At 76.9% G+C, this 19,514-nt stretch carries 21 protein-coding genes; 7 read left to right on the top strand and 14 right to left on the bottom strand.

What is annotated here, in order from left to right:
* Window positions 1–81 precede the first annotated feature (81 nt).
* From HCK00_RS07295 to HCK00_RS07255, 9 genes are all read right to left on the bottom strand, one after another.
* Complete coding sequence (locus tag HCK00_RS07295; protein WP_168100943.1) at window positions 82–762, bottom strand: phosphoribosyltransferase; 681 nt, start codon at window positions 760–762, stop codon at window positions 82–84.
* Between the two features lie 84 nt (window positions 763–846).
* Window positions 847–1,524: a dienelactone hydrolase family protein gene (locus tag HCK00_RS07290; RefSeq protein ID WP_168100942.1), complete on the bottom strand. Its 678-nt coding sequence runs from the start codon at window positions 1,522–1,524 to the stop codon at window positions 847–849.
* 211 nt (window positions 1,525–1,735) lie between these two features.
* Window positions 1,736–2,224 carry a hypothetical protein gene (locus HCK00_RS07285; RefSeq protein WP_168100941.1) on the bottom strand — a complete coding sequence of 163 codons (489 nt, stop codon included), beginning with the start codon at window positions 2,222–2,224 and terminating at the stop codon, window positions 1,736–1,738.
* Between the two features lie 141 nt (window positions 2,225–2,365).
* Window positions 2,366–4,168 carry a thiamine pyrophosphate-requiring protein gene (locus HCK00_RS07280; protein WP_168100940.1) on the bottom strand — a complete coding sequence of 601 codons (1,803 nt, stop codon included), beginning with the start codon at window positions 4,166–4,168 and terminating at the stop codon, window positions 2,366–2,368.
* 54 nt (window positions 4,169–4,222) lie between these two features.
* On the bottom strand, window positions 4,223–4,786 hold the full coding sequence (locus HCK00_RS07275; protein ID WP_168100939.1) for a hemerythrin domain-containing protein: 564 nt from the start codon (window positions 4,784–4,786) through the stop codon (window positions 4,223–4,225).
* 641 nt (window positions 4,787–5,427) lie between these two features.
* Window positions 5,428–7,152, bottom strand: coding sequence for an enoyl-CoA hydratase-related protein (locus tag HCK00_RS07270; protein ID WP_168100938.1), 1,725 nt, complete (start codon window positions 7,150–7,152; stop codon window positions 5,428–5,430).
* A gap of 473 nt (window positions 7,153–7,625) precedes the next feature.
* The gene (locus HCK00_RS07265; protein ID WP_168100937.1) at window positions 7,626–7,976 is read right to left on the bottom strand and encodes a hypothetical protein; all 351 of its coding nucleotides are present in this window, start codon (window positions 7,974–7,976) and stop codon (window positions 7,626–7,628) included.
* Window positions 7,977–8,136: 160 nt separating this feature from the next.
* Window positions 8,137–8,367, bottom strand: coding sequence for a DUF7848 domain-containing protein (locus HCK00_RS07260; RefSeq protein WP_168100936.1), 231 nt, complete (start codon window positions 8,365–8,367; stop codon window positions 8,137–8,139).
* Window positions 8,357–8,605, bottom strand: coding sequence for a hypothetical protein (locus HCK00_RS07255; protein ID WP_168100738.1), 249 nt, complete (start codon window positions 8,603–8,605; stop codon window positions 8,357–8,359). Before HCK00_RS07255 ends, HCK00_RS07260 begins: the two co-directional genes overlap by 11 nt.
* A 252-nt stretch (window positions 8,606–8,857) precedes the next feature.
* Here HCK00_RS07255 and HCK00_RS07250 point away from each other — a divergent pair, with 252 nt between their 5' ends.
* On the top strand, window positions 8,858–9,103 hold the full coding sequence (locus HCK00_RS07250; protein WP_168100935.1) for a DUF397 domain-containing protein: 246 nt from the start codon (window positions 8,858–8,860) through the stop codon (window positions 9,101–9,103).
* A gap of 99 nt (window positions 9,104–9,202) precedes the next feature.
* Complete coding sequence (locus HCK00_RS07245; protein WP_168100934.1) at window positions 9,203–10,114, top strand: Sco1979 family transcriptional regulator; 912 nt, start codon at window positions 9,203–9,205, stop codon at window positions 10,112–10,114.
* Between the two features lie 232 nt (window positions 10,115–10,346).
* On the opposite strand, the gene HCK00_RS07240 is transcribed toward HCK00_RS07245, so the two are convergent.
* On the bottom strand, window positions 10,347–11,015 hold the full coding sequence (locus tag HCK00_RS07240; protein ID WP_168100933.1) for a DUF309 domain-containing protein: 669 nt from the start codon (window positions 11,013–11,015) through the stop codon (window positions 10,347–10,349).
* 508 nt (window positions 11,016–11,523) lie between these two features.
* Complete coding sequence (locus HCK00_RS07235; RefSeq protein WP_168100932.1) at window positions 11,524–11,895, bottom strand: hypothetical protein; 372 nt, start codon at window positions 11,893–11,895, stop codon at window positions 11,524–11,526.
* A 454-nt stretch (window positions 11,896–12,349) separates the two neighbouring features.
* Between HCK00_RS07235 and HCK00_RS07230 the strand changes: the two genes are divergently transcribed.
* The 5 genes from HCK00_RS07230 to HCK00_RS07210 all read left to right on the top strand — a co-directional run bounded on the left by HCK00_RS07230 (window position 12,350) and on the right by HCK00_RS07210 (window position 16,723).
* A complete protein-coding gene (locus HCK00_RS07230) occupies window positions 12,350–14,341 on the top strand; it encodes an amylo-alpha-1,6-glucosidase (RefSeq protein WP_168100931.1) in 1,992 nt (663 codons plus the stop codon).
* Between the two features lie 351 nt (window positions 14,342–14,692).
* Window positions 14,693–15,187 carry a PRC-barrel domain-containing protein gene (locus HCK00_RS07225; protein ID WP_168100930.1) on the top strand — a complete coding sequence of 165 codons (495 nt, stop codon included), beginning with the start codon at window positions 14,693–14,695 and terminating at the stop codon, window positions 15,185–15,187.
* Between the two features lie 231 nt (window positions 15,188–15,418).
* Window positions 15,419–15,871: a DUF5709 domain-containing protein gene (locus tag HCK00_RS07220; RefSeq protein ID WP_168100929.1), complete on the top strand. Its 453-nt coding sequence runs from the start codon at window positions 15,419–15,421 to the stop codon at window positions 15,869–15,871.
* A gap of 181 nt (window positions 15,872–16,052) precedes the next feature.
* Window positions 16,053–16,292, top strand: a complete 240-nt coding sequence (locus HCK00_RS07215) for a CopG family transcriptional regulator (protein WP_168100928.1) — start codon at window positions 16,053–16,055, stop codon at window positions 16,290–16,292.
* Window positions 16,289–16,723 (top strand): PIN domain-containing protein, encoded by a 435-nt coding sequence (locus HCK00_RS07210; protein ID WP_168100927.1) that lies wholly within the window; start codon window positions 16,289–16,291, stop codon window positions 16,721–16,723. Before HCK00_RS07215 ends, HCK00_RS07210 begins: the two co-directional genes overlap by 4 nt.
* A 148-nt stretch (window positions 16,724–16,871) precedes the next feature.
* On the opposite strand, the gene HCK00_RS07205 is transcribed toward HCK00_RS07210, so the two are convergent.
* The 3 genes from HCK00_RS07205 to HCK00_RS07200 form a co-directional block, all read right to left on the bottom strand.
* Window positions 16,872–17,333 carry an SRPBCC family protein gene (locus HCK00_RS07205; protein ID WP_168100926.1) on the bottom strand — a complete coding sequence of 154 codons (462 nt, stop codon included), beginning with the start codon at window positions 17,331–17,333 and terminating at the stop codon, window positions 16,872–16,874.
* Window positions 17,334–17,530: 197 nt separating this feature from the next.
* On the bottom strand, window positions 17,531–17,662 hold the full coding sequence (locus HCK00_RS28130; RefSeq protein ID WP_277348186.1) for a hypothetical protein: 132 nt from the start codon (window positions 17,660–17,662) through the stop codon (window positions 17,531–17,533).
* Window positions 17,663–17,825: 163 nt separating this feature from the next.
* Window positions 17,826–18,926, bottom strand: coding sequence for a glycosyltransferase family 9 protein (locus HCK00_RS07200; protein WP_168100925.1), 1,101 nt, complete (start codon window positions 18,924–18,926; stop codon window positions 17,826–17,828).
* Window positions 18,927–19,514 lie beyond the last annotated feature (588 nt).

Below are 19,514 nucleotides of genomic sequence, written 5' to 3'. Positions count from 1 at the left end.
GGGAGTCCGCGGCCACGGGGACGCCCGCGGGGCCCGCCCCGGTGGCCGCTCAGCCGCCGGCCGCGGCGCGGACCGCCGGGGTCAGCCCGGGCTGTCCGGGGCGTCCGGGGCGTCCGGGGTGACGGCGGCGCGCAGGATGCGCACCACCTCCTCGTCCCCGACCTGGGCGAAGTCCTGGTAGAACTGCCCGACGGCCTGGAAGCCGGAGGGCTGGGAGAGGCAGATCACCTCGTCGGCCTCCGGCCCGAGCACGGCGACGGCCTCCGCCGAGCCCACCGGGACCGCGAGGACCACCCGGGCCGGGCCCCGCCGGCGCACGGCGCGCAGCGCGACGCGCGCGGTGGAGCCGGTGGCGAGCCCGTCGTCGACGAGGATCGCGGTCCGCCCGGTGAGGGCCGGCGGGGGGCGGCCCTCCCGGTAGAGCCCCTCACGGCGGTGGATCTCCTCGCGGGCCTCCCCGGCCTCGGCGGAGAGGTCCCCCCGGGTGAGGTGGAGTGTGCGCAGGGTCCGCTCGTCGTACCAGGGGTCGTCCTCCCCGGCGACGGCGCCGACGGCGAACTCCGGGTTGCCCGGGAGGCCGATCTTCCGGACGACGACGAGGTCCAGCGGCGCGCCCAGGGCCTGGGCCACCTCGTCCGCGACGGGCAGTCCGCCCCGTGGCAGCGCCAGGACCACGGGCTTCTCCAGCCCTCCGGCGGCGCGCCGCTCCGTGAGCCGGGCGCCCAGTTCACGCCCGGCCGCCCTGCGGTCGCGGTATGGCATCGCGCTCTTCCTTCCGGTTTCCGCCGGATGCCGCGCCGGTGAGGGCCGCGGCCGCGGGCCGCTGCCCGCCTCCGTGCGCGGGCGTCACCCTGCCGGTACGCCGACCTCTCCGGCGAGGGTCCGCAGGAACCAGTCGCGGGCCGCGGCGGCTGCCTGGTCCAGGGTCCCCGGCTCCTCGAAGAGGTGGGTGGCCCCGGGAACGACGTGCACGGTGTGCGGCCCGCCGAGGCGTTCGGCGGCCTCCCGGTTCATCCGCAGCACCTCGTGGTCCTCACCGCCCACGACGAGCAGGACGGGGGCGGCGACCCGGGGGAGGTCGGCGCCCGCCAGGTCGGGGCGGCCGCCCCGGGAGACCACGGCCTTGACCTGCCCGGGCCGCCCGGCCGCGGCGGTGAGGGCCGCCGCGGCACCGGTGCTGGCGCCGAAGAGGCCGACGGGCAGGGAGCGGGTCGCCGGGTTCCGGGCGATCCAGTCGACGGCGGCCGTGAGCCGCCGCCCGAGCAGGGGGATGTCGAAGCGGTGCTCGGCGGTGAGCGCGTCCACGGCTTCCTCCTCGCGGGTGAGGAGGTCGAACAGGAGCGTGGTGAGCCCGGCCCGCTGGAGCACGCGGGCCACCTCCTGGTTACGGGGGCTGTGCCGGGAGCTGCCGCTGCCGTGGGCGAAGGCCACCACACCCGGACCGGGGCGGGCCGGTGCCGGGGCGACGAGCTCGCCGGGGAGGGCGGCGCCGTCGGCGTCGATCAGTACCGTTTCGGGGACCATCGGCCCACCTCCTGCGGGTTCCGGGGCACCGGGCCGGTGCGTCGCGGGGACCGGCCCGGCGCCGCACGAGCGCGGAGTACCCGCGTGGCGGGCCGGTATGCGGGCGGTCCCGCACCCGCCCGCCACGCGGGAGCCGCCGGCCGCACCGACAGCGCGGCCGGCCCGGCCGGCGGGATCAGCGGGATCAGCGGGATCAGCGGGGTCAGCGGGATCAGCGGGGCCGGACCTCGTACAGCGGCCCGAGGTCCGGCGGCTCACGGTCCGGCACCTTGGCGGCCAGCCGGTGGGTGACCACCAGGTCGTGGAGGAGGTCCCGGGTCCGTTCACGCGGCAGCCCGGCGTACCGGGCGACCTCGTCCAGCGGCACCCCGGCTCCCCGGTGGGCCTCCTCCGCCTCGGCCAGGGCCCGGAAGACGGTCTCGTGCTCGTCGGTGTACGCGGGGTGACCGCGGCCGGCGAAGAGCGACCGGGCCCGGTCCGGCCCGGGTGGGGCGGGAGCGGGCTCCCAGCGCTGCTTGCCCCGGTGCCGGGTGGCGAGCCGCTCGTCGTGCGAGGGGGCGGCCCGGTCGGTGAGATGCGTCCGCTGTTTGGAACCGCCGGTCGTCACCCCCCGGGAGCTGGGTGAGGTGCCCTGCCGCCGGGCCGTCCGGCCGGCGGCCCGCCGCTGTTCCTCGTCGCCTTCGACCTTCTTGCGCACCATGTGCGGCCTCCTTGCGCGGGTGAGGAAGGTGGCCGGGTCCGGGTACCCGCCGCCGCCCGCCGAAACAGCCCCGCGCCGGCCGTGCCCCCGGCAACCCGCCGGGGGCACGGCCGTGGCCGCCGCGTCACGGCCCGCCGGGGCTCAGGACGTGCCGCGGCCGGGGAGGCGGTCGGCGTACTCGGTGAGCTTCTGCCGCACGCCCTTCCTGACGATCCCGGCCCGCTCCGGGTCGGTGACCGCGGCCTTGGCCGCGTTCTTGCCCTGTTCGAGCATGATGTGCGGCGGGATCGGCGCGATCTCCGCGTCGACCTTGAACTCCAGCACCACCGGCACCTCCGAGGTGAGCGCCTCGTCCCAGGCGGCGCCGATCCCCTCCGGGGTGTCGCAGAGGATGCCGCGCAACCCGATCAGCTCGGCGTAGGCCGCGTACGGCACGTCCGGGAGGGACTGGGAGCCGGGGAACTTGGGGTCACCGCCCAGGGCGCGCTGCTCCCAGGTCACCTGGTTGAGGTCCTGGTTGTTGAGGACGGCGAAGATCAGCGGCGCCCCGCCCGACAGCCGTTCCGCGTACCGCAGGACGGTGATCATCTCGTTCATGCCGTTCATCTGGAACGCGCCGTCGCCGACGAAGGCGATCACCGGGCGGTCCGGATGGGCGAAGCGGGCCGCGATCGCGTACGGGACGGCCGGCCCCATGGTGGCGAGCGTGCCGGAGAGGGAGGCGTTCATACCGGCGCGCAGTGAGAGGTGGCGGGCCCACCAGTTGGTCCCCGACCCGGAGTCGGCGGTGACGATGGACCGGTCCGGCAGCCGCGGCGACAGCTCGGCGGCCACGGCCTGCGGGTTGATGGTGCCGTCGAAGTGCTGACCGGCCCGCCGGTCGCAGAGCTGGTGCCACTCGCGCGTGTTCTTCTCGATCTCCGCCCGCCACCGGCGGTCCTCCTTCCGCCGCAGCAGGGGCAGCAGGGCCCGCAGGGTCTCCTTCGCGTCCCCGACGAGATGGGCCTCCATGGGATAGCGGATTCCGATCATCCGGCCGTCCCGGTCGATCTCCACCCCGCGGGCCTGCCCCTCCTCGGGCAGCCACTCCGCGTAGGGGAAGCTGGTGCCGACCATGAGGAGGGTGTCGCAGCCGCGCATCATCGTGTCGCTGGCCGTGGAGCCCAGCAGCCCCACGGGGCCGGTGACGTAGGGCAGGTCGTCGGGGAGGACGTCCCGGCCCAGCAGGGCCTTGGCGACACCGGCGCCGAGGAGTTCGGCCGTCTCGGCCACCTCCTCCTCCGCGCCGGCCGCGCCCTGGCCGATCAGCATGGCCACCTTCCGGCCCTCGTTGAGGACGTCGGCCGCGCGGCGCAGCTCGTCCTCGTCGGGGAGGGCCCGGGAAGGGCTCCAGCCGACGCCGGAGAAGACCGACCCGTGCGCCCGGGGCGGCGAGGGCTGCGCCTCGGCCTCCTGGATGTCCTCCGGGATGATGACGGTGGCCACGCCACGGGTGGTCAGGGCGGTCTTGAAGGCCCGGTCGAGGACGTGCCGGGCCTGCCCGGGATGCACCACCATCTGGCAGAACTCGGAGACGTCCGCGAAGAGCTGGTCGAGGGCGATCTCCTGCTGGTAGTGCGATCCCAGGCAGAGCGTCTTCTGCTGGCCGACGACCGCGACCACCGGCTGGTGGTCGAGCTTGGCGTCGTAGAGGCCGTTCAGCAGGTGGATCGCGCCCGGACCGGAGGTGGCGACGCACGTGCCCACCTCGCCGGTGAACTTGGCGTGGCCGACCGCCATGAAGGCGGCCATCTCCTCGTGGCGCGCCTGGATGAACTCGGGCTCTCCCCCGGCCCGGTCGAAGGCGCCGAGAAGGCCGTTGATCCCGTCACCGGGATAGCCGTAGACCCGCCGTACACCCCAGGCGTGGAGGCGGCTGAGTACGTAGTCGGCGACCTGGCTCATTCGGATACTCCTGTGTCGCGTGACGGAGGTGCGGGGGCCCGGCGGGTCCGGGCGTCAGCTGCTCTTGCCGCGGCCGGAGAGGGCGTCGCGGACCCGGTCCACCAGTCCCGCCCCGGGCGCGAGCACCTTGTTGGCGGGCGGGGTGGAGGGCGAGGCGGGGTGCGGCCGGGTGGGCGCGGTCTTCTTCGCCTGCCGGATCTTGTCGCCGAGCTGGTTGAGGTCGTCGGCGTCCGCGGCCTGCCGCAGCTTGGGGAAGAGGTTGGTCTCCTCGTCCTCGATGTGCAGCCGGATCTCGCGCATCCACGTGCCGAGGAGGCGTTCGAAGTCGGGGTCCTCCGCGTCGAGGCCCTCGATCTGCTTCATGGTGCGCTCGGCCGAACTGTGGTCCTCGACCTCCTTGTCGGCGATGGCGTCACCGTCCGGCAGGAGCCGGCGCACGGCCGGGTACAGGTGCAGCTCCTCGGCGACGGAGTGCCGGATGAGCTCGACGATCGCCTCGTCGGCCAGCGCCTTGCGGCGGGTGTCGCCGGCCGGCAGCATCTCGATCTTCTGGAAGAGCTCCTCGACCTCGCGGTGATCGGCCGTCAGTTCCTCGATGACGTTTCCGCCGTGGCCCATGGGGGGGTGCTCCTTAACTGTTCGCGGGTGTCCGGCTCGGTGCCGGGCCCGCTCCGCGTACCCGCCGGGGGGAGCGGTTAACGCGCCACCGCCGTGGGCAGTTGAAGCGGTTCGGCCGCGCCGCTTCCCCCGGGCCACCGCCCGGGCGGGCGGGCGGCCGGACCGGCCGCCACGGCACCGCTGCCCCGCACGGGCCGCAGCGGCGGCCGCGCCGGTGGAAGGCGGTACGGCCGGGCCGGGCGGACCCGCCACCGCCGTCGGCGCCAAGTCCGCCCCGTGCCGCTCGCGATACACCCCGGCGCCCGGCCGCCCGGGCCACCGCCCGGAGCCCACCCGGCGCTGCCGGGGCGCCCGGCCGCCCGGGGTGGACGGCGCCGCGCTCCGGCAGCGCCCACCCGCCCGGCGCGTGCCCGGGCGCCGGGCACGGCGGGTACGGAGCAGCCCCGGGCCGGGCGGCGGCAGGCCCCCGGGCACCCAGGTAGCCCGGCACGGTGCCCGGCGTCCGGTGCGGCTCACCCCGTGCGGGCCCCGGGGCCCGCTCCGGCGGGCTCCCCGGCCCGGACGGCTCCGGACGGCTCCGGACCGCTCCGGACGGCTCCGGACGGCTCCGGCGCATATCCGCCCGGGCGGCCGCCCGGGCGTCACGCCCAGGTCATGTCCTTCACCGGCGGCGCGGGGAGTTCCGTGCGTCCCGCCGGGGTGAGCGGCGCCCACCCGGAGCGGACGAAGGCGGCGCGCCGGGCGTGGTAGGGGTCGCTCTCGTTGAAGAAGGCGCGGCGCATCCGCTCCTGCTCCTCCTCCCGGTACGCGCGCAACGGGCGGATCTCCTCGGCGCGTTCCCGGGCGGGCTTCTTCTCCGCGATCCGGGCGCCGAGCCCGGGGTCCCCGGCGAGTTCGGCCGCCATCCGCACCACTTCGCCGCCGAACTCGCGGGGCGCGCAGTCCACGACCCGGTCGGCCAGCCCGGTGCGGCGCGCCTCGGCGGCGCCCACCGGCATCCCCTCCTCCGCCAGCGTGGCCGCCCGCTCCTTCCCCGCGCGGCGCGGCAGGACGTAGGTCCACAGGGCCGAGCCGTACAGCCCGGTGGCCCGGTAGTGCGGGTTGAACAGGGAGCCCGAGCGGCACCACACCTCGTCGGCGGCGAGCGCCAGCATCGCGCCGCCGGCCGCGGCGTGCCCGCCGAGCGCGGCCACCACCAGCCGGTCGGTGGTGGTGAGGACGGCCTCGACGAGGTCGTTCAGGGCGGTGGTGTTGGCCCAGGACTCCTTCGCCGGGTCGTCGGCGCCCTCGATGGCGTGCAGGTGGATGCCGGTGGAGAAGAAGTCCCGGGCGCCGCCGAGCACGATGACGGAGGTGGGGCGGTTGCGCGCGAACCGGTAGGCGGCGAGCAGCCGGCGGCAGTGCGAGGTGCTCATCGCGCCGCCGGGGAAGGAGAACCGCAGGTGGCCGACGGGGCCCCGCTCCGCGTACTGGATGTCCGTCCAGGTGCGGCGCTGGGCGGGGAGCCGCAGCGGCGCGTGCACCTCGGGCAGGTCGGGGAGGAGACCGCCGAGCGCCAGGGTGGCGGGGAGCCGGACGGCGGACGGGGCCCCGGGGCGGCGCCGGGGGCGCAGTTCGGGGATCCACACCGCGCCGTCCGCGGTGGCCCGGCAGATGGCGCCCGCCCGGGTGGCCAGGAGCTGCCCGGGGCGGCCGGCGAGCCGGTCCTCCGGGTGGCCGCCGTGCAGGTACCACTCGCCGCCGAGGAGGTCGTCGAGCACACCCGGGCTGGAGTCGGCGCCGCGCAGCTTCGCCAGCACGGTGGCCGTGGAGTCCCGTTCCCAGTCGACGCGGCGCAGCTCCTGGGAGAGGAGCGGGCGCCGCACCGAGCGCGCCTCCAGCGCCGACTGCGGCACGGGCCGGTACGTCCCGGAGGCCACCCGTCCGACGGCGAGCAGCACCGCCTCGGCGGCCGCGTCGGCGATCTCGCCCCGGAGGAAGTCCCCCTTCCCCGCCGGCGGGACCTCGCAGGCGACGGACGCCCAGACGTCTCCCGCGCCCGGCTCCCGTGACGCCTCCAGGACGGTGACGCCCCAGCGGTCGGCGCCCTCGCGGAGCGCCCAGTCCAGCGGGGACGGGCCGCGGTCCCCCGGCGGGGCCGGGTGGACGGCGAGACAGCGGTGAGCGGTGCGGACGTCCTCGGGGAGCGGCGGAGCGGGGTCGGACGCGAGGACGAGCTCGGGGGCAGAGCCGCGCACGGCCCGGCGCACGGCGTCGTCCCCGTCGGCCGTCGTGAGCCGTTCCACCGTGTGGCCTCCTTCGCGGAGCTCGGTGAACAGCCGCTGTGTCAGGCTGTTGAACGCGCTCGAGACCAGCAGAACCTTCATGTCGCCTCCTGATGCCCGGTTCGATGGGGACGTCCGGTGGCGGACGGCCGACGGACCGCATGATCCTGACCCGGGGGAGGCGCCGGACGGCGGCGGCTCGGCGTGCGCGCCGGGGAAGTGCGTCCGCTCGGGGGAACGCGGGGGCCGAACGGAGTGATGCGGTCCCCGCGTGCGCCCTGTCCCCTGCCGTGCTCCTCGCGTCCACGGCCGGCACGCGGCCGCACAGCGGAAGATCTCCCGCGCGCCCCGGGGTGGGGTACGGGGAGATCTCAGGTTCGGGACAGGCCCGGGCGGGGGCCGGGCCTGCGTTCGGGGCGGGCAAGGTCCGGGGCGGGCCCGGGCACGGAGAGGCCCGGGCACGGAGAGGCTCCGGCCCGGGGTGGGGCGGTGGGGCCCGGACGCGAGGCGGACTCAGGCCCAGTGCGCCCAGGCCCGGGCCGGGGCGCCCGGGAGCCGGGCGCCCCGGTGGCGGGTCACGGTCCGCCCCGCTCCTTCTGCCGGCGGACCGCCTCGTAGTCCCCGGACGCGGGCGCGGCGCCGCGCGGCGGCGGGTCCTCCGCCACCGGCGGCTGCCAGGTGGCGTGCCCGGCCTCGTCGGGCTGTACCCCCGGTACGGGGCCCTCGGCGATCTCGGGCTGCTGTTCGCCGCTGCCGGCGACGTTGGGGGTGTCGGCCTTGCCGAGCGGGAGGTCGCCCGGGGCTCCGGCGCCGTCCTGTTCCGGCGTCGCCTCGGGGCGGAGGTTCCGCGCCTCGCGCCGCTCCGCGTCCGCTCGCCGTTCCTCCTCCGCGGGGTTCAGGGGACGGTCCGGCTCTCGCTGCTGCATCGTTCGCCTCCTGGCACGTGGTGGGCTCCGGCCCGGGTACCCCGGCGCCGACCGGTCGTAACGGCCCTCCGGCCCCCGCGTCCCCCGCGCACGCCACCGCCCCCGCCCCCGCCGGCGGTGCGGGCGGGGGCGGTGCGGTGTGGCGCGGGCGGGCGATGCCTCAGGCGGCCGGGACGGCGCGCCGGAAACGGCGGGCGGTCTCCCGGGACCCGGTGTGGCCGGGGCCAAGGGCGGCGTGCCGGGCCGCCCGGGAGTGGCCGTCCTCCGCGTCCGAGGACGCGGAGGAGGAGCGCCCGCGGCCGGCGCCCGCGTGGACGGTGTGCGGGGCCTCCGGTGCGGGCTCCGGCCGCAGCGCCCGGCCGGCGTGGTGGTGGGCCGTCTCAGCGCTCATGGCCGCCTCTGCGGTGGGGCGCCCCGGCGAAGGAGGAGACCTCCGCGGCCTCCCCGGGGGTGGCCGGCCGGACGTCCTGGGGCGCCGCCTCCCACTCGCGTCCCCCTTCGGGACGGCGGAGGTACATGCGGCCGCCCTGGGTGTCCATGACGACGCCGATCCTCCCCTTCCTGGCGTCCAGGGCCAGTTGGCCTACCGCACAGCCCGAAGCGGGGTTTCGGTTGCTGCTGACGCTCACCACTCCTCACGTCTGACACCGGACGGCTTCCGCGGCCCGGTGACGGCCTGCTGGGGCGTGCCGGACACGACCGCGCCGCCGGCGTCCCCCGCCCGCCTTCCCGGCGAGCGGCGCGGCCGTGTCCTCCCTCACTATCGCGGGAGCCGGGCGATCACTGCAAGTACATCTGCAAGAACACTTGCAATTGCATCTCGCGCCGGGGTGACATGGGGTCACGGTTGTGCCCGGCAAGGGCGGAAGAAGGGGCAGAGGATGCAACATCGGTATGAGAACGGCGTATCGGCGGCGTTGCTGACCGGAGCGGCCTGGCGGAAGAGCCGTCACTCCAACCCCAGCGGCAACTGCGTCGAGGTGGCACGGCTGCCGGGCAACGCCATAGCCATGCGTAACTCGCGTGACCCCGAGGGTCCCGCGCTCGTCTACACCCTGGACGAGATGGCGGTCTTCCTGCTCGGCGCGAAGGACGGCGAGTTCGACGGAATGATCACGGAAGTCTGAAGTCTCCGCCGCCACGCGCCGCGGTGACACTCCGTTGCTGTACGAACGGGCCCCGTTGGTGGAACACTGAGCACTCACCATTCACCCAGGGGAGCACGCATGTCCGCCGCCCGGCCCGGTCTCGAACCGTCCATAAGGCGCTTCCTCGAACATCCGCAGGGCGGGCCCACCGTCCTGCGGATCGTGCTCGGCACGCAGCTGCGCAAGTTGCGGGAGGCGCGGGGCGTGTCCGTGAAGGCCGCCGCGGAGGCCATCCGCGGGTCCCACGCCAAGATCAGCCGCCTGGAACTGGGCCGCGTGGGCTGCAAGGAGCGCGATGTCGCCGATCTGCTGACGCTCTACGGGGTCACCGACGCCAAGGACCGTGACGACTTCCTGGCCCTGGCCCGCCGCGCCACGGAGCCCGGCTGGTGGCACCAGTACAGCGACATCCTGCCCAGCTGGTTCGAGACACACCTCGGGCTGGAGGAGGCCGCCTCCGTCATCCGCACGTACGAGAACCAGTTCGTCCCCGGTCTGCTCCAGACCGAGGGGTACGCGCGGGCCGTGACCTACCTCGGCCACCCGCGCGCCTCCGCCACGGAGGTCGAACGCCGGGTGCGGCTGCGGATGACGCGTCAGCAGCTGCTGGACCGGCCCGGCGCGCCCCGGCTGTGGGCGGTGCTGGACGAGGCCTCGCTGCGCCGGTCGCTCGGCGGCCCGGCGGTGATGCGGGAGCAGGTGCGCCACCTGATCGAGATGTCACGGCGCCCCAACGTGGTGCTCCAGGTCGCCCCGTTCAGCATCGGCGGTGTCTCGGCGGCGGGCGGGCCGATCACCATTCTGCGGTTCCTGGAGCCGGACCTGCCCGACATCGTCTATCTGGAGCAGCTCACCAGCGCGCTCTATCTGGACAAGCAGGAGGACCTGGACAACTATCTGGCCGTCATGGACCGGCTCTGCGCGGAGTCCGACCAGCCCAGCCAGACGGTGCCGTTCCTGGAGAAGATCCTGGCCGAGTTCGGCGGCTGACCGTCTCCCGCGCCGCGGCCGCCCCCGGTGGCCGGCGCGAGCGGGGGCGAACGGGCGTGACGGTCCGGGGGGCCCCAGCGGCCCGGTCCGTGAACCGCCCCGCGTCCGCTCCCCTTGATCTCTCCCCCTTCCTTCTTCCCGGCGGCTCCCTCCCGGCGGCGTGGGACGCCGGCACGCCGGCCCGGCGCGGGCCCCGGGAGCAGCGGGGCGGGCGCGCCGGGAGCCGCCGCGGTCAGTCCCCGCCGGGGGCGCGGAGCCTTGGCACGGTGGCCTCGGGGCCGGGACCGTCACCGTTGAGTCCGGCGGCGGAGACGCGGGCCCAGGCGGCGAGCCCGGCCGCGTCGACGGAGTACGGCGGGGTGGCGCCGTGGCGCGCGATGCCGTCGGCGGCGCGCTCCAGCAGGGCCGTCGCGCCCCGGGTGTTGCCCCTGGCGGCGTGGGTGACGCCGACCGCCAACTGGGCCAGGGCGCGCCAGAGTTCGCGCGCCGGTCCCTCGTCCGCCTTCCAGGCGTCCTCCAGGACCTCGTGCGCGTGGAACGGGCGGCCGGCGTCGAGCAGCCGCTGGGCCTCGTCGAGCGTCTCGTCGGGCGTCCGGTCCACGCCCTCCGGCTGGCGCTCCACACCGGGGGCGCCGTAGGGCAGCGGCCGGCCGAGCCCGTCCCGGGGGCGGGCGTTGCGCGCGCGGCCCTCCTCGTCGCGGTCCCGGGCGGGACGGCCGCGGCTGCCCGCGCCTGTCCCGGGTCCCGGATCCGGGGCCGGGCGGGACGCGCCGGCGGCGGGGGCGCCGCAGTTCTCACAGGGCCCGGGGCCGGGCCCCGCACGCATCCGGCCGCACTCCGCGCAGACCCGGTCCTGCCAGCAGGCCGGGTCGCCGCCTTGCCGCTCTCGTCGTTCGTCCATCCGCCGATGGTGCACCCTTCGGGCCCGCTTCCGCCTCCCCGGGGGCGGTGCCACGGCGACCACCGGTGCGGCGGGGCGGGCCCCAGGGCGCGAGCGCACCCCGGCGGGCGCGGCCCCTGCCCGGCGGCGCGGACACGGGGCACAGCGGGCCGGGCGGAACGCGAAGGCCCCGGCCAGGACGGGGGGACCTGGCCGGGGCCGTCCGATGGGTGCCGCGGATCCTCGCGGCACCGTCGAGCCGGACCGAACTCCGCGGTGATCAGCTCGACTTCGGTTAGTTTAACCACGAAGCAGTGAGGTGCGTTCCCGGTTCCGCCGAACCTCTCCCCCCGGGTTCCTCCCCGTCTTCCCCTGTGGGCGCTCCCACCGCCCCGCCCCGGGCGTCTCCCGGCCAGGTGTTCCCGGAATCCCCGCGGACCCGCCGCGGGGCCGGGGCACCGGGCCCACTCCCGGTCCACCGCGCCGAGGCAGGACGGGGACGCGCCGGTTGCGCCCCGCGGCGCCGGGCTCAGCCGCGCGGGGTGATGCGCAGCCGGACCTCCATCTCCTGGTCGCCGGAGGAGCTGCCCTTGTCCTCCACCGCGAACGGCGCCTCCAGTGCCGTGCGTACCGTGCCGACGGCCGCGTAGCCGCCGGAGACGTCGGCGATCACGGCGCCCGTCAGCGGCCCGCCCTCCGTGGCGGTGTCACCGGAGCCCTCCACGTCCACGGTGGCCGACCAGACCGTGGGACGGCCGTCCTCGGCGCCGGGGGCGTGCCCGGAGACCTCCTCGGCCAGGGGGAAGGCCCGGCCGAGGACCGCGAACACCGCCTCCGCGTCCTCCTGCGCGCAGTCCGTGAGCTGGACGCTGACATGGGTCGGCTTCTGCTCGGTGTGCATCGGCGGTGCTCCTCTGCCCTCGGGGCCCGTTCGGGTACCCGTCGTGTGTGTCCTTCGCTTCCGCCCGCCGGGAGGGCCGGGCCGCCCCGCGGAGAACGGTAGAAGACGCGGCGCGCCGGCGCCGCCCGGCCCGCGGGGACGGGCCCGCGCGCCCACCGGTTCGGGTCAGCCCGGGCCGCCCTCCGGCGGTCCCCTCCCCGCGTGCCCCGTCTCCGGTGGCCTATCCCCCGCACCGGGAGGGCCGGTTCGGCGCGTCCCACGGGCGGCCGGGGCCGGGCTGGACCGGTACGGCGAACTCTCCGGACGCGGCTCGCGCGCCACCCGGTGCCGGGGGCGGCCTGTGATACCGATTTTTCCGCGGGCGCCCGGCGGATGCCCACGGCGGCGCGGGCCGCTCCCCCGCCGCCCCCTGGAACCCGCTCCGCTGGGAGCCCGACGAAGGGCAGCTTCACCGATGACCGGACACCATCTCCTCGTGCACGACGGCACGTTCGCCGCGGTGAACGACTCCGGCGACATCACGGCGGCGCGCGGCGCCTCCCCGGACGGGCTGTTCGCCCGCGACGCCCGCCACCTCAGCCGCTGGCGGCTGACGCTTGAGGGGGCCGCGCCGGAGGTGCTCGTCCCGGCCGGGCAGGCGGGGCCCGACCGACCGCTGGCCGCGGTCCTCACCCCGCCGGGCAGCCGCGCCGAGCCGCCCGCGTACACGGTGCTGCGGGAACAGGCCGTGGCGGACCGGTCGTTGCTGGAGCTGCTGCGGGTGACGAGCAACCGCCCCGCCCGCACCGTGGCGCGGATCGCGCTCACCGTGGACGCGGACTTCGCCGACCAGTTCGAGCTCCGCTTCGAGAACCGGGTCTACGAGAAGCCCGGCGCCGTCCGCTCCGTCCTGGAACGCCCCGACGGTGTGGAGTTCGGATACGAGCGCGTGGCCCCCTGCGGCGACCCGTCCTGGCACTCCCGGACCGTGGTCCGCGCGGTGCCCTCGCCGGAGGCCGTCGCCCGCCCCGGCGAGGGCACCGCCCGCATCCTGGAGTGGCGGCTGGAGCTGCCCCCGCACGGGGACGCCGAGATCCTGGTGCTGGCCGGCGCCCTGCCCTCGGGCGGCAGCGGCTCCGCCGCCCCGCACCTGCGGCCGCCGGCGGCCGCGCTGACCCGCGTCGCGCGAGAGAACGAGGCGTTCTGTGCCGCCGCGCCCCGGCCGCGGGAGGTCATCGGCTGGCCGGAGCTGGCCCGCGCCTGCGAGCAGGGGCTGGCCGACCTGGCGGGGCTGCGCACCACGGAGAGCGGTCCGGACGGCGAGCCGCTGCGGGTGCCGGCCGCCGGAATCCCCTGGTATCTGTCGCTGGTGGGCCGGGACGCGCTGCTGACCTCGCTGTTCGCCCTGCCCTACCGGCCGGCGCTCGCCGCGGCGACGCTGCCCGCCCTCGCCGCCGTGCAGGGCGGCGTCCACGACGCGGAGCGGCAGGAGCAGCCGGGCCGGATCGTGCACGAGCTGCGCCACGGGGAACTGTCCTGCTTCCGCCAGGTGCCGTACGGCCGCTACTACGGGGCCGTCGACTCCACCCCGCTCTTCCTCGTCCTCCTGCACGCCTACACCGAGCGGACCTCCGACACCACGCTCGCCGTGGCGCTGGAGAAGCACGCCCGGGCCGCCGTGGAGTGGATGTTCCGCGACGGCGGGCTGGCCGGCGTGGGCTGGCTCGCCTGCGCCGCGCCGGGCGGGGTGGAGGGCACCGCGCCGACCGGCCGGAGCTGGAAGGACACCCCCGGCGCGCTCTGCTTCGGCCGCGAGGTCCGCGCGAAGGGCCCGGTCGCGGTCGCGGAGGTGCAGGGCTACGCCTACGACGCGCTGATCCGTACCGCCTCGCTGGCGCGGACGGTGTGGGAGGACCCGGGGTTCGCCGGACGGCTGGAGTCCTCGGCGGCGGGGCTGCGCGAACGGTTCCACGAGGAGTTCTGGATGCCCGGGGCCCGCTTCCCCGCACAGGCGGTGGACTCGGCGGGCCGGCGCGCGGAGGCCCTCGGCTCGGAGGCCGGCCATCTGCTGTGGTCGGGGCTGCTGGACCGGGAGCGGGGCCGGGCCGTCGGCCGGCGCCTGCTGGAGCCGGACTTCTTCACCGGCTGGGGCATCCGCACCCTGGCCGCCGGCCAGCCCGCCTACCACCCCCTCTCGTACCACAAGGGCGCGGTGCGCCCGCACGACAACGCCCTCGCGGCGCTGGGGCTGGCGCGGTACGGGCTGACCGAGCAGGTGCTCCAGGTGACGCGCGGGCTGGTGGACGCGGCGGCCGCGCACGGCTGGCGGCTGCCGGAGGTGATGGCCGGCTACGACCGCGGGGACCGGCCGGCGCCGGTGCCGTACCCGCACTCCTGCCGGCCGCAGGCGTGGGCCGCGGCGGCGCCGCTGGCCCTGCTGACGGCGGTCAAGGAGCAGGTGCGCTGAGTTCCCGCGGGCCGGCCGGACCGGCACGTCACCAGGGCGCCGGAGTTTCCCGGCCCCGTGGGCACCGGAGTCCCTCGGGGCCGCCGGCCGGGGCCCGACCGGCGGGACCCCCCGCCGCTTCCCGTGCGTCCCGAGCCGTCCCCGCCACCCCCCTCACCCGTTCGGAGTAACGCCGGTGGCGCCGGTCCGCCCCGTCTCCGCCGCTGGGCGCGGTGACCCGCGGGCAGGGGACGGGAACGGCCCACGGCTCGGGTCGCCGCGGCGGCACGGGCGAGGCGCAATGGGGAGGGAGTACGTCCGCCCGAGCCGCGCGGACCGCGCGCGGGGCGGGCGCGGAAGGAGTACAGAGCGATGACGGCACCCCACGGCCCCAGCCCGCAGGAACTGCCCGGCCGCTCGGTGGTCGACCGGGACGGCCAGAAGGTCGGCCCCGTCCAGCAGGTCTACCTGGACGACGCCACGGGCGAACCGGAGTGGATCACCGTGCGCACCGGGACGTTCGGCGCCAAGGAGACCTTCGTCCCCCTGGCCGGCGCACGGCTCACCCCGGACCGGGTCCAGGTCCCCTACACGAGGGCCGCCATTCACGCGGCCCCGCGCCCGGAGGCGGGTGGGCACCTCGACCCGGGCGAGGAGGAGGACCTCTACCGCCACTACGACGTGAACGTCTCCCCCTCCGCCACGGCCGGCCGCAGCCCGCTGCGCACCGCCGGGATGCCGCGCACCGACGGCGCCGCCGGCCGTACCGCGGGCGCACCCGCGCCGCCCGCGGGAGCACCGCCCGCCGGCCGGGCTCGCGAGGCCGAGGGGCCTCACCCGGGAGCCGTCCGCCGCCGGGGACGGTGACCGGGCGGGCCCCAGCCGTGTCGCCGGGCCCGTGGCGGGCCCGGCCCGGCACGTGGCCGGTCCCCGGCAGGACCGGGCTCACCGCCCCGGCCCGGCAGGCTCCCCGGCGTCCGGGCCCGTCGTAGCTCGTCGTAGCTCGTCGTACCGCATGACCCCCGCCGGGGCGGGCACCCGGCGGTAGGAGAACAGAGGGCACGCCAACGCCCCGCCGAGACGGAAGGAGCCGGCGCCGTGACGACGCCACACGACCCCGCCGCGGATCCCGAGGACGAGGGCATCCCCGACCTGCAGGACGGCACGCCCGAGCAGCAGGAGGCGTCCGACCCGCAGCAGCTCTCGGTGCCGGGTGACCGTCCGACGGTCGCCGAGTTCCGCGAGACGACGCCCCGCGAGGCGCGCGAGGGTGAAACGCTCGACGAGCGGCTCTCGGACGAGGTGCCGGAGCCCGATCCGGCCGAACTCGCCGAGCCGCGCCCGGCGGCCGTCTGGGAGGACCCGGAGGCGGACCAGCTCCCGCTCGACGAGGACGAGGAGGCCGTGGCGGACCCGCGCGCGGGCCTGCTCTACGACGAGCCCGACCCCGACCGCCCGCGCGAGCAGGACGTCTTCTCACAGGAAGGGTCGGTCCGCGGCCTCTCCGCGGAGGAGGAGGCCGTCCGCATCGTCGACGAGGACCGCATCTGAGCGGTCCAGGACTGCCGGAGCCCCGTCACCTCACGCGACGGGGCTCCGGCACGCCATGTCCCGCCGATCCCCGGGCCCGCCACGCCACCGAGCCGTGCTGAGTCTCCGGGCGGAGTGGCGGTCGGGGGCGACGGTGGTGGTACGCCACACCCTGTGGTTATGGCTGAGGTACCATAACCACATGGCCCTCAAGAAGACGACCGTCATGGTCGATGAACAAGACCTCACGCTGATCAAGGAGGCGGCCGCGCGCGAGGGGCGGCCTGAATCGGAGTACTTCCGGGAAGCCTTTCACCTTGCCGCCCTGCGCACCCGGCGCTGGAACGAGGACTGGGACATCCCGAGCCTGGACTTCGGCGGACCGGTCACCGCCGAGGAGATCGACCGAGCGGTCTCGGACGGCGTGGCGGACCCCGAGTGATCGTTGTCGGCGACACCTCCGGCCTGGTGGCGGCCCTCAACGCGTCGGACCCCGAGCACGAAGCCGCTCGGACCGCCCTGCGCAGGGCCGCGCTGACCGTGGTGTCACCACTGGTGATCCTGGAGATCGAACACATCACCACCCGGAACGTCAACCGTGGGGCCGCCTACGTGGTGAACGACTGGCTGCTGGCCCAGGAGCGAATCGGGCGTCTGGTCATCCCCGAGTTGTCGGCCGGCACACTCCGCAAAGCCCGTGTGATCCAGAACCGCTACGCGGCTCTGGAGCTCGATCTGGCCGACGCGGTGAACGTCGTCCTGGCCGAGACGTACGACACCGAGACCCTACTGACGCTCGACCGCCGGGACTTCAGGGCCGTCACACCCCTGACCGGACATCACGCCTTCCGGCTCCTGCCCGACGACCTCTAGAACCACCTGCCGTCGCAGCGGAACGGCCACCGCCCGATCACGGATCCGGCCGCGCCGTTTCCGCGATACGCGGCCGGTACACGGGGTGGCCCGGTGGCTCCCGGGACACCGGTCACGATCCAGGGCCCCGGGACGCGGGGGTCACGCCTCAGACGACGGCCACGTGGCCCGGGGAGTCGGTGGTCCGCCGGACGACGCGGTCCAGGCGGGCGAGCATGGAGCGGTGGCGCAGCTGGAGGAAGGCGTCGGTGGCCATGGAGTGCAGCTTGGCACCCGGGCCGGTCAGCGGGTGCTCGTCCACGAGCACGAGGCAGTCGTCACCCCACCGGCGCAGTTCGATCGCGACACGCGCGGTGCCCAGCGGGCCGGACTCGACTTCCAGTTCGAGCCGCTGATTCCGCTCGCAGACGCGCACCACGGTGTGCCCTTGGAACGACCAGGGGCCCACGCGCACGGTGTAGCGGATCGACGAGCCCGGTGCGGGCCAGCGTGAGTCGACCTCGTCGCTCTCGTCGGGCCCGACGACCCACTGGTCGTACTTGTCGCCGTCGCTCAGGACGGCCCACACCGCCTCGGGCGGGCGGCGGATCAGGGTGTGCCGTACGGCCATGCGAAGCTCTCTTCCCGTGCTGCGGTTGAGGGGCGGGACCGTCCCTCGGGTACCCGGCCGGAACCGGGTCAAGGGCCCGGCGGCGTGCCGCCCGGCCCGGGGCGGCACCACGCCCGCCGGCCCACAGGGCGCGGGGGCCCGGCCGGGTCGCGGGGTCACCAGGTCCGGCCCGTGGCGGGTCCGGTGCTGCCGCGCGTTCACTCGTCCGGTTCGTCCTCACGGTCGCCCTCCGCCTGGGAGGGCGTGGTGCGCGGGGACATCTCGTGGTCCTGCTCGACGGGATCGTCGTCCCGGTCGCCTTCCGCCTGGGAGGGCGTGGTGTCACTCATCCGCTGTTCCTTCCGTTCGCGGGTCCCGCGCCGGCGGCGCGTGGTTCCCCCGGTGACGTATCGGCCCCTCGGGCGCCGGGACCCCGGTGCTGCCGCCCGGGACCGCGCCTGCCGGCACGGGGCGCCGGAGGCCGCGGACTCGGGGGGCGGGGACCGGGGCCGGTCAGGCCGCGACACCTCGCGCCGGGGACCGGTCGCGGTCCGGCAGGTGCCCCAGGGGCGCGGGCAGCGTGGCCAGGGCGGCCACCACCTCCTCGACGGTGATGCGCAGCAGCCGTTCGTCGGGCCGTGCCCCGTGGACGGCGCCCGGCCGCGCGGTGGGACCACCGCCGGGGTGCCGGAGCGCGCGGTGCAGGGGGCTTTCCGGCGGCCCCCAGAGCCGGGGGGTGGTGGGCCCGAAGAGGACGACGGAGGGGGTGCCGAGGGCGCTCGCCAGATGGGCCGGCCCGGTGTCCCCGGTGACGACCGCCCGGGCCCGCGCCACGAGGGCCGCGAGGTCGGCGAACGGCACATCCGCGTCGCCGCCGAAGACGGCCGGGGCGGGCAGCCCGGCGCGCTCCGCCACGGCGTGGGCCACCTCCCCCTCACCGGCGCCGGCGGTGACGGCGACACGGTGGCCGGCCCGGAGCAGTTCCCGGGCCACGGCCGCGTAACGGTCGGCGGGCCAGCGGTGTGCGGCGGTTTCCGCACCGGGGTGCAGGACGACGGCGCCGGGGGCCGGCGACGGCCGTCCCGGCCGGGGTATGCACAGGTCGGCCGGGTCGGCGGGGATGTCGTACCACTCCAGCAGGCGGCACCAGCGGACCCGTTCGTGCTCGTCGTGCTGCCAGTCGGGGCCGGGGAAGCCGGGGCGCGCGTAGCCGAGCAGCCTGCGGGGGCGCAGCGCCCGCAGCGCCGCGCGCCCGCCGGGCCCCTCACCGTCCACGGCGGAGGGATGGCGGTGACCGTCCCGCGCCCCGCCCGGGCCGGGGGCGTGCAGGTCGACGGCGAGGTCGGGGGGCGGGCCCGTCCAGTCGAGGCGGGCTGGGGCCGCGCCGCCCGGAGCGGAGACGGGCAGCAGCCGGTCCACGGTGCCGGTGGCGCAGGCCGCCTCGGCGAGCCGGGGTGGCGCGGCGAGCACCAGTTCGTGGGCCGGGTGGGCGCGGCGCAGCGCCCGCAGGGCGGGCACGGCGGTCAGCAGGTCGCCCAGCCCGAGGGCGCGCAGCACCAGCAGGGACGGGGTGCCGGGCGGGGCGGTGATGTCGATGATGTCGCGGACGGTCATCGGGCTCCTCCGGGCGCGGGGCTGGGCGTGGCGCGCCGGCGGTGCCCGGACGGCCGGTCACCGCGGACGGTGTGCGCGGCGGTCCCGGTCCCGCGCCGCCGGGCGGCCGGCCGCACGCCGTCCGGGTCCGGCGCCAGGGGCGTGCGGCCGGCCGGGACACGCCCGGCGCCCGTACCGTCCTGCCGGGGCGGGACGGCGCGGGCCGGGCTCACGGGCACGCGGCCCGGCGGCCGTCCGCCCGGGGCGCGCGGCCAGGGGCGGTCCGGTGACGCCGGGACCGTGACGGGTGCTGTCGCCTTGGGCACGGGAGCGCGGGTTACCGGGGAACCGCTTCACAAACGCGGGCCCGGGCCGCGCTGGTGACGTGCGGCGGCCCGGGGCACCCGCGGCGCCCGTGCCGTCCTGCCTGCACGGGACGGCCACCTCCGGGCTCACGGGCACGCGGCCCGGCGGCCGAACGCGGCCCCGGCCGCGCGGGGACACCGGCCCGGGACCCGGCCGCCCGGCACCGCGGGCCGGGACGGACGAGGGCGTCCCCGGCCCCCTCGTCCCGCGGGCGGGCCGGCCCGGTGCGATGTCCCCGGCCTG

This window comes from Streptomyces zingiberis, from assembly GCF_012034935.1.
Taxonomy (GTDB): domain Bacteria; phylum Actinomycetota; class Actinomycetes; order Streptomycetales; family Streptomycetaceae; genus Streptomyces; species Streptomyces zingiberis.
Note: the sequence above shows the minus strand (reverse complement) of the source record. Positions and strands in the feature narration are given on the sequence as shown.

Bases quoted from the DNA above. Each gene is read 5' to 3' on its own strand.
- HCK00_RS07205 (WP_168100926.1), bottom strand. From the start codon at position 17,333: ATGGCCGTACGGCACACCCTGATCCGCCGCCCGCCCGAGGCGGTGTGG.
- HCK00_RS28130 (WP_277348186.1), bottom strand. From the start codon at position 17,662: ATGAGTGACACCACGCCCTCCCAGGCGGAAGGCGACCGGGACGACGAT.
- HCK00_RS07225 (WP_168100930.1), top strand. From the start codon at position 14,693: ATGACGGCACCCCACGGCCCCAGCCCGCAGGAACTGCCCGGCCGCTCG.
- HCK00_RS07240 (WP_168100933.1), bottom strand. From the start codon at position 11,015: ATGGACGAACGACGAGAGCGGCAAGGCGGCGACCCGGCCTGCTGGCAG.
- HCK00_RS07275 (WP_168100939.1), bottom strand. From the start codon at position 4,786: ATGGGCCACGGCGGAAACGTCATCGAGGAACTGACGGCCGATCACCGC.
- HCK00_RS07200 (WP_168100925.1), bottom strand. From the start codon at position 18,926: ATGACCGTCCGCGACATCATCGACATCACCGCCCCGCCCGGCACCCCG.
- HCK00_RS07290 (WP_168100942.1), bottom strand. From the start codon at position 1,524: ATGGTCCCCGAAACGGTACTGATCGACGCCGACGGCGCCGCCCTCCCC.
- HCK00_RS07245 (WP_168100934.1), top strand. From the start codon at position 9,203: ATGTCCGCCGCCCGGCCCGGTCTCGAACCGTCCATAAGGCGCTTCCTC.
- HCK00_RS07295 (WP_168100943.1), bottom strand. From the start codon at position 762: ATGCCATACCGCGACCGCAGGGCGGCCGGGCGTGAACTGGGCGCCCGG.
- HCK00_RS07215 (WP_168100928.1), top strand. From the start codon at position 16,053: ATGGCCCTCAAGAAGACGACCGTCATGGTCGATGAACAAGACCTCACG.
- HCK00_RS07285 (WP_168100941.1), bottom strand. From the start codon at position 2,224: ATGGTGCGCAAGAAGGTCGAAGGCGACGAGGAACAGCGGCGGGCCGCC.
- HCK00_RS07260 (WP_168100936.1), bottom strand. From the start codon at position 8,367: ATGAGCGCTGAGACGGCCCACCACCACGCCGGCCGGGCGCTGCGGCCG.
- HCK00_RS07230 (WP_168100931.1), top strand. From the start codon at position 12,350: ATGACCGGACACCATCTCCTCGTGCACGACGGCACGTTCGCCGCGGTG.
- HCK00_RS07250 (WP_168100935.1), top strand. From the start codon at position 8,858: ATGCAACATCGGTATGAGAACGGCGTATCGGCGGCGTTGCTGACCGGA.
- HCK00_RS07235 (WP_168100932.1), bottom strand. From the start codon at position 11,895: ATGCACACCGAGCAGAAGCCGACCCATGTCAGCGTCCAGCTCACGGAC.
- HCK00_RS07280 (WP_168100940.1), bottom strand. From the start codon at position 4,168: ATGAGCCAGGTCGCCGACTACGTACTCAGCCGCCTCCACGCCTGGGGT.
- HCK00_RS07265 (WP_168100937.1), bottom strand. From the start codon at position 7,976: ATGCAGCAGCGAGAGCCGGACCGTCCCCTGAACCCCGCGGAGGAGGAA.
- HCK00_RS07270 (WP_168100938.1), bottom strand. From the start codon at position 7,152: ATGAAGGTTCTGCTGGTCTCGAGCGCGTTCAACAGCCTGACACAGCGG.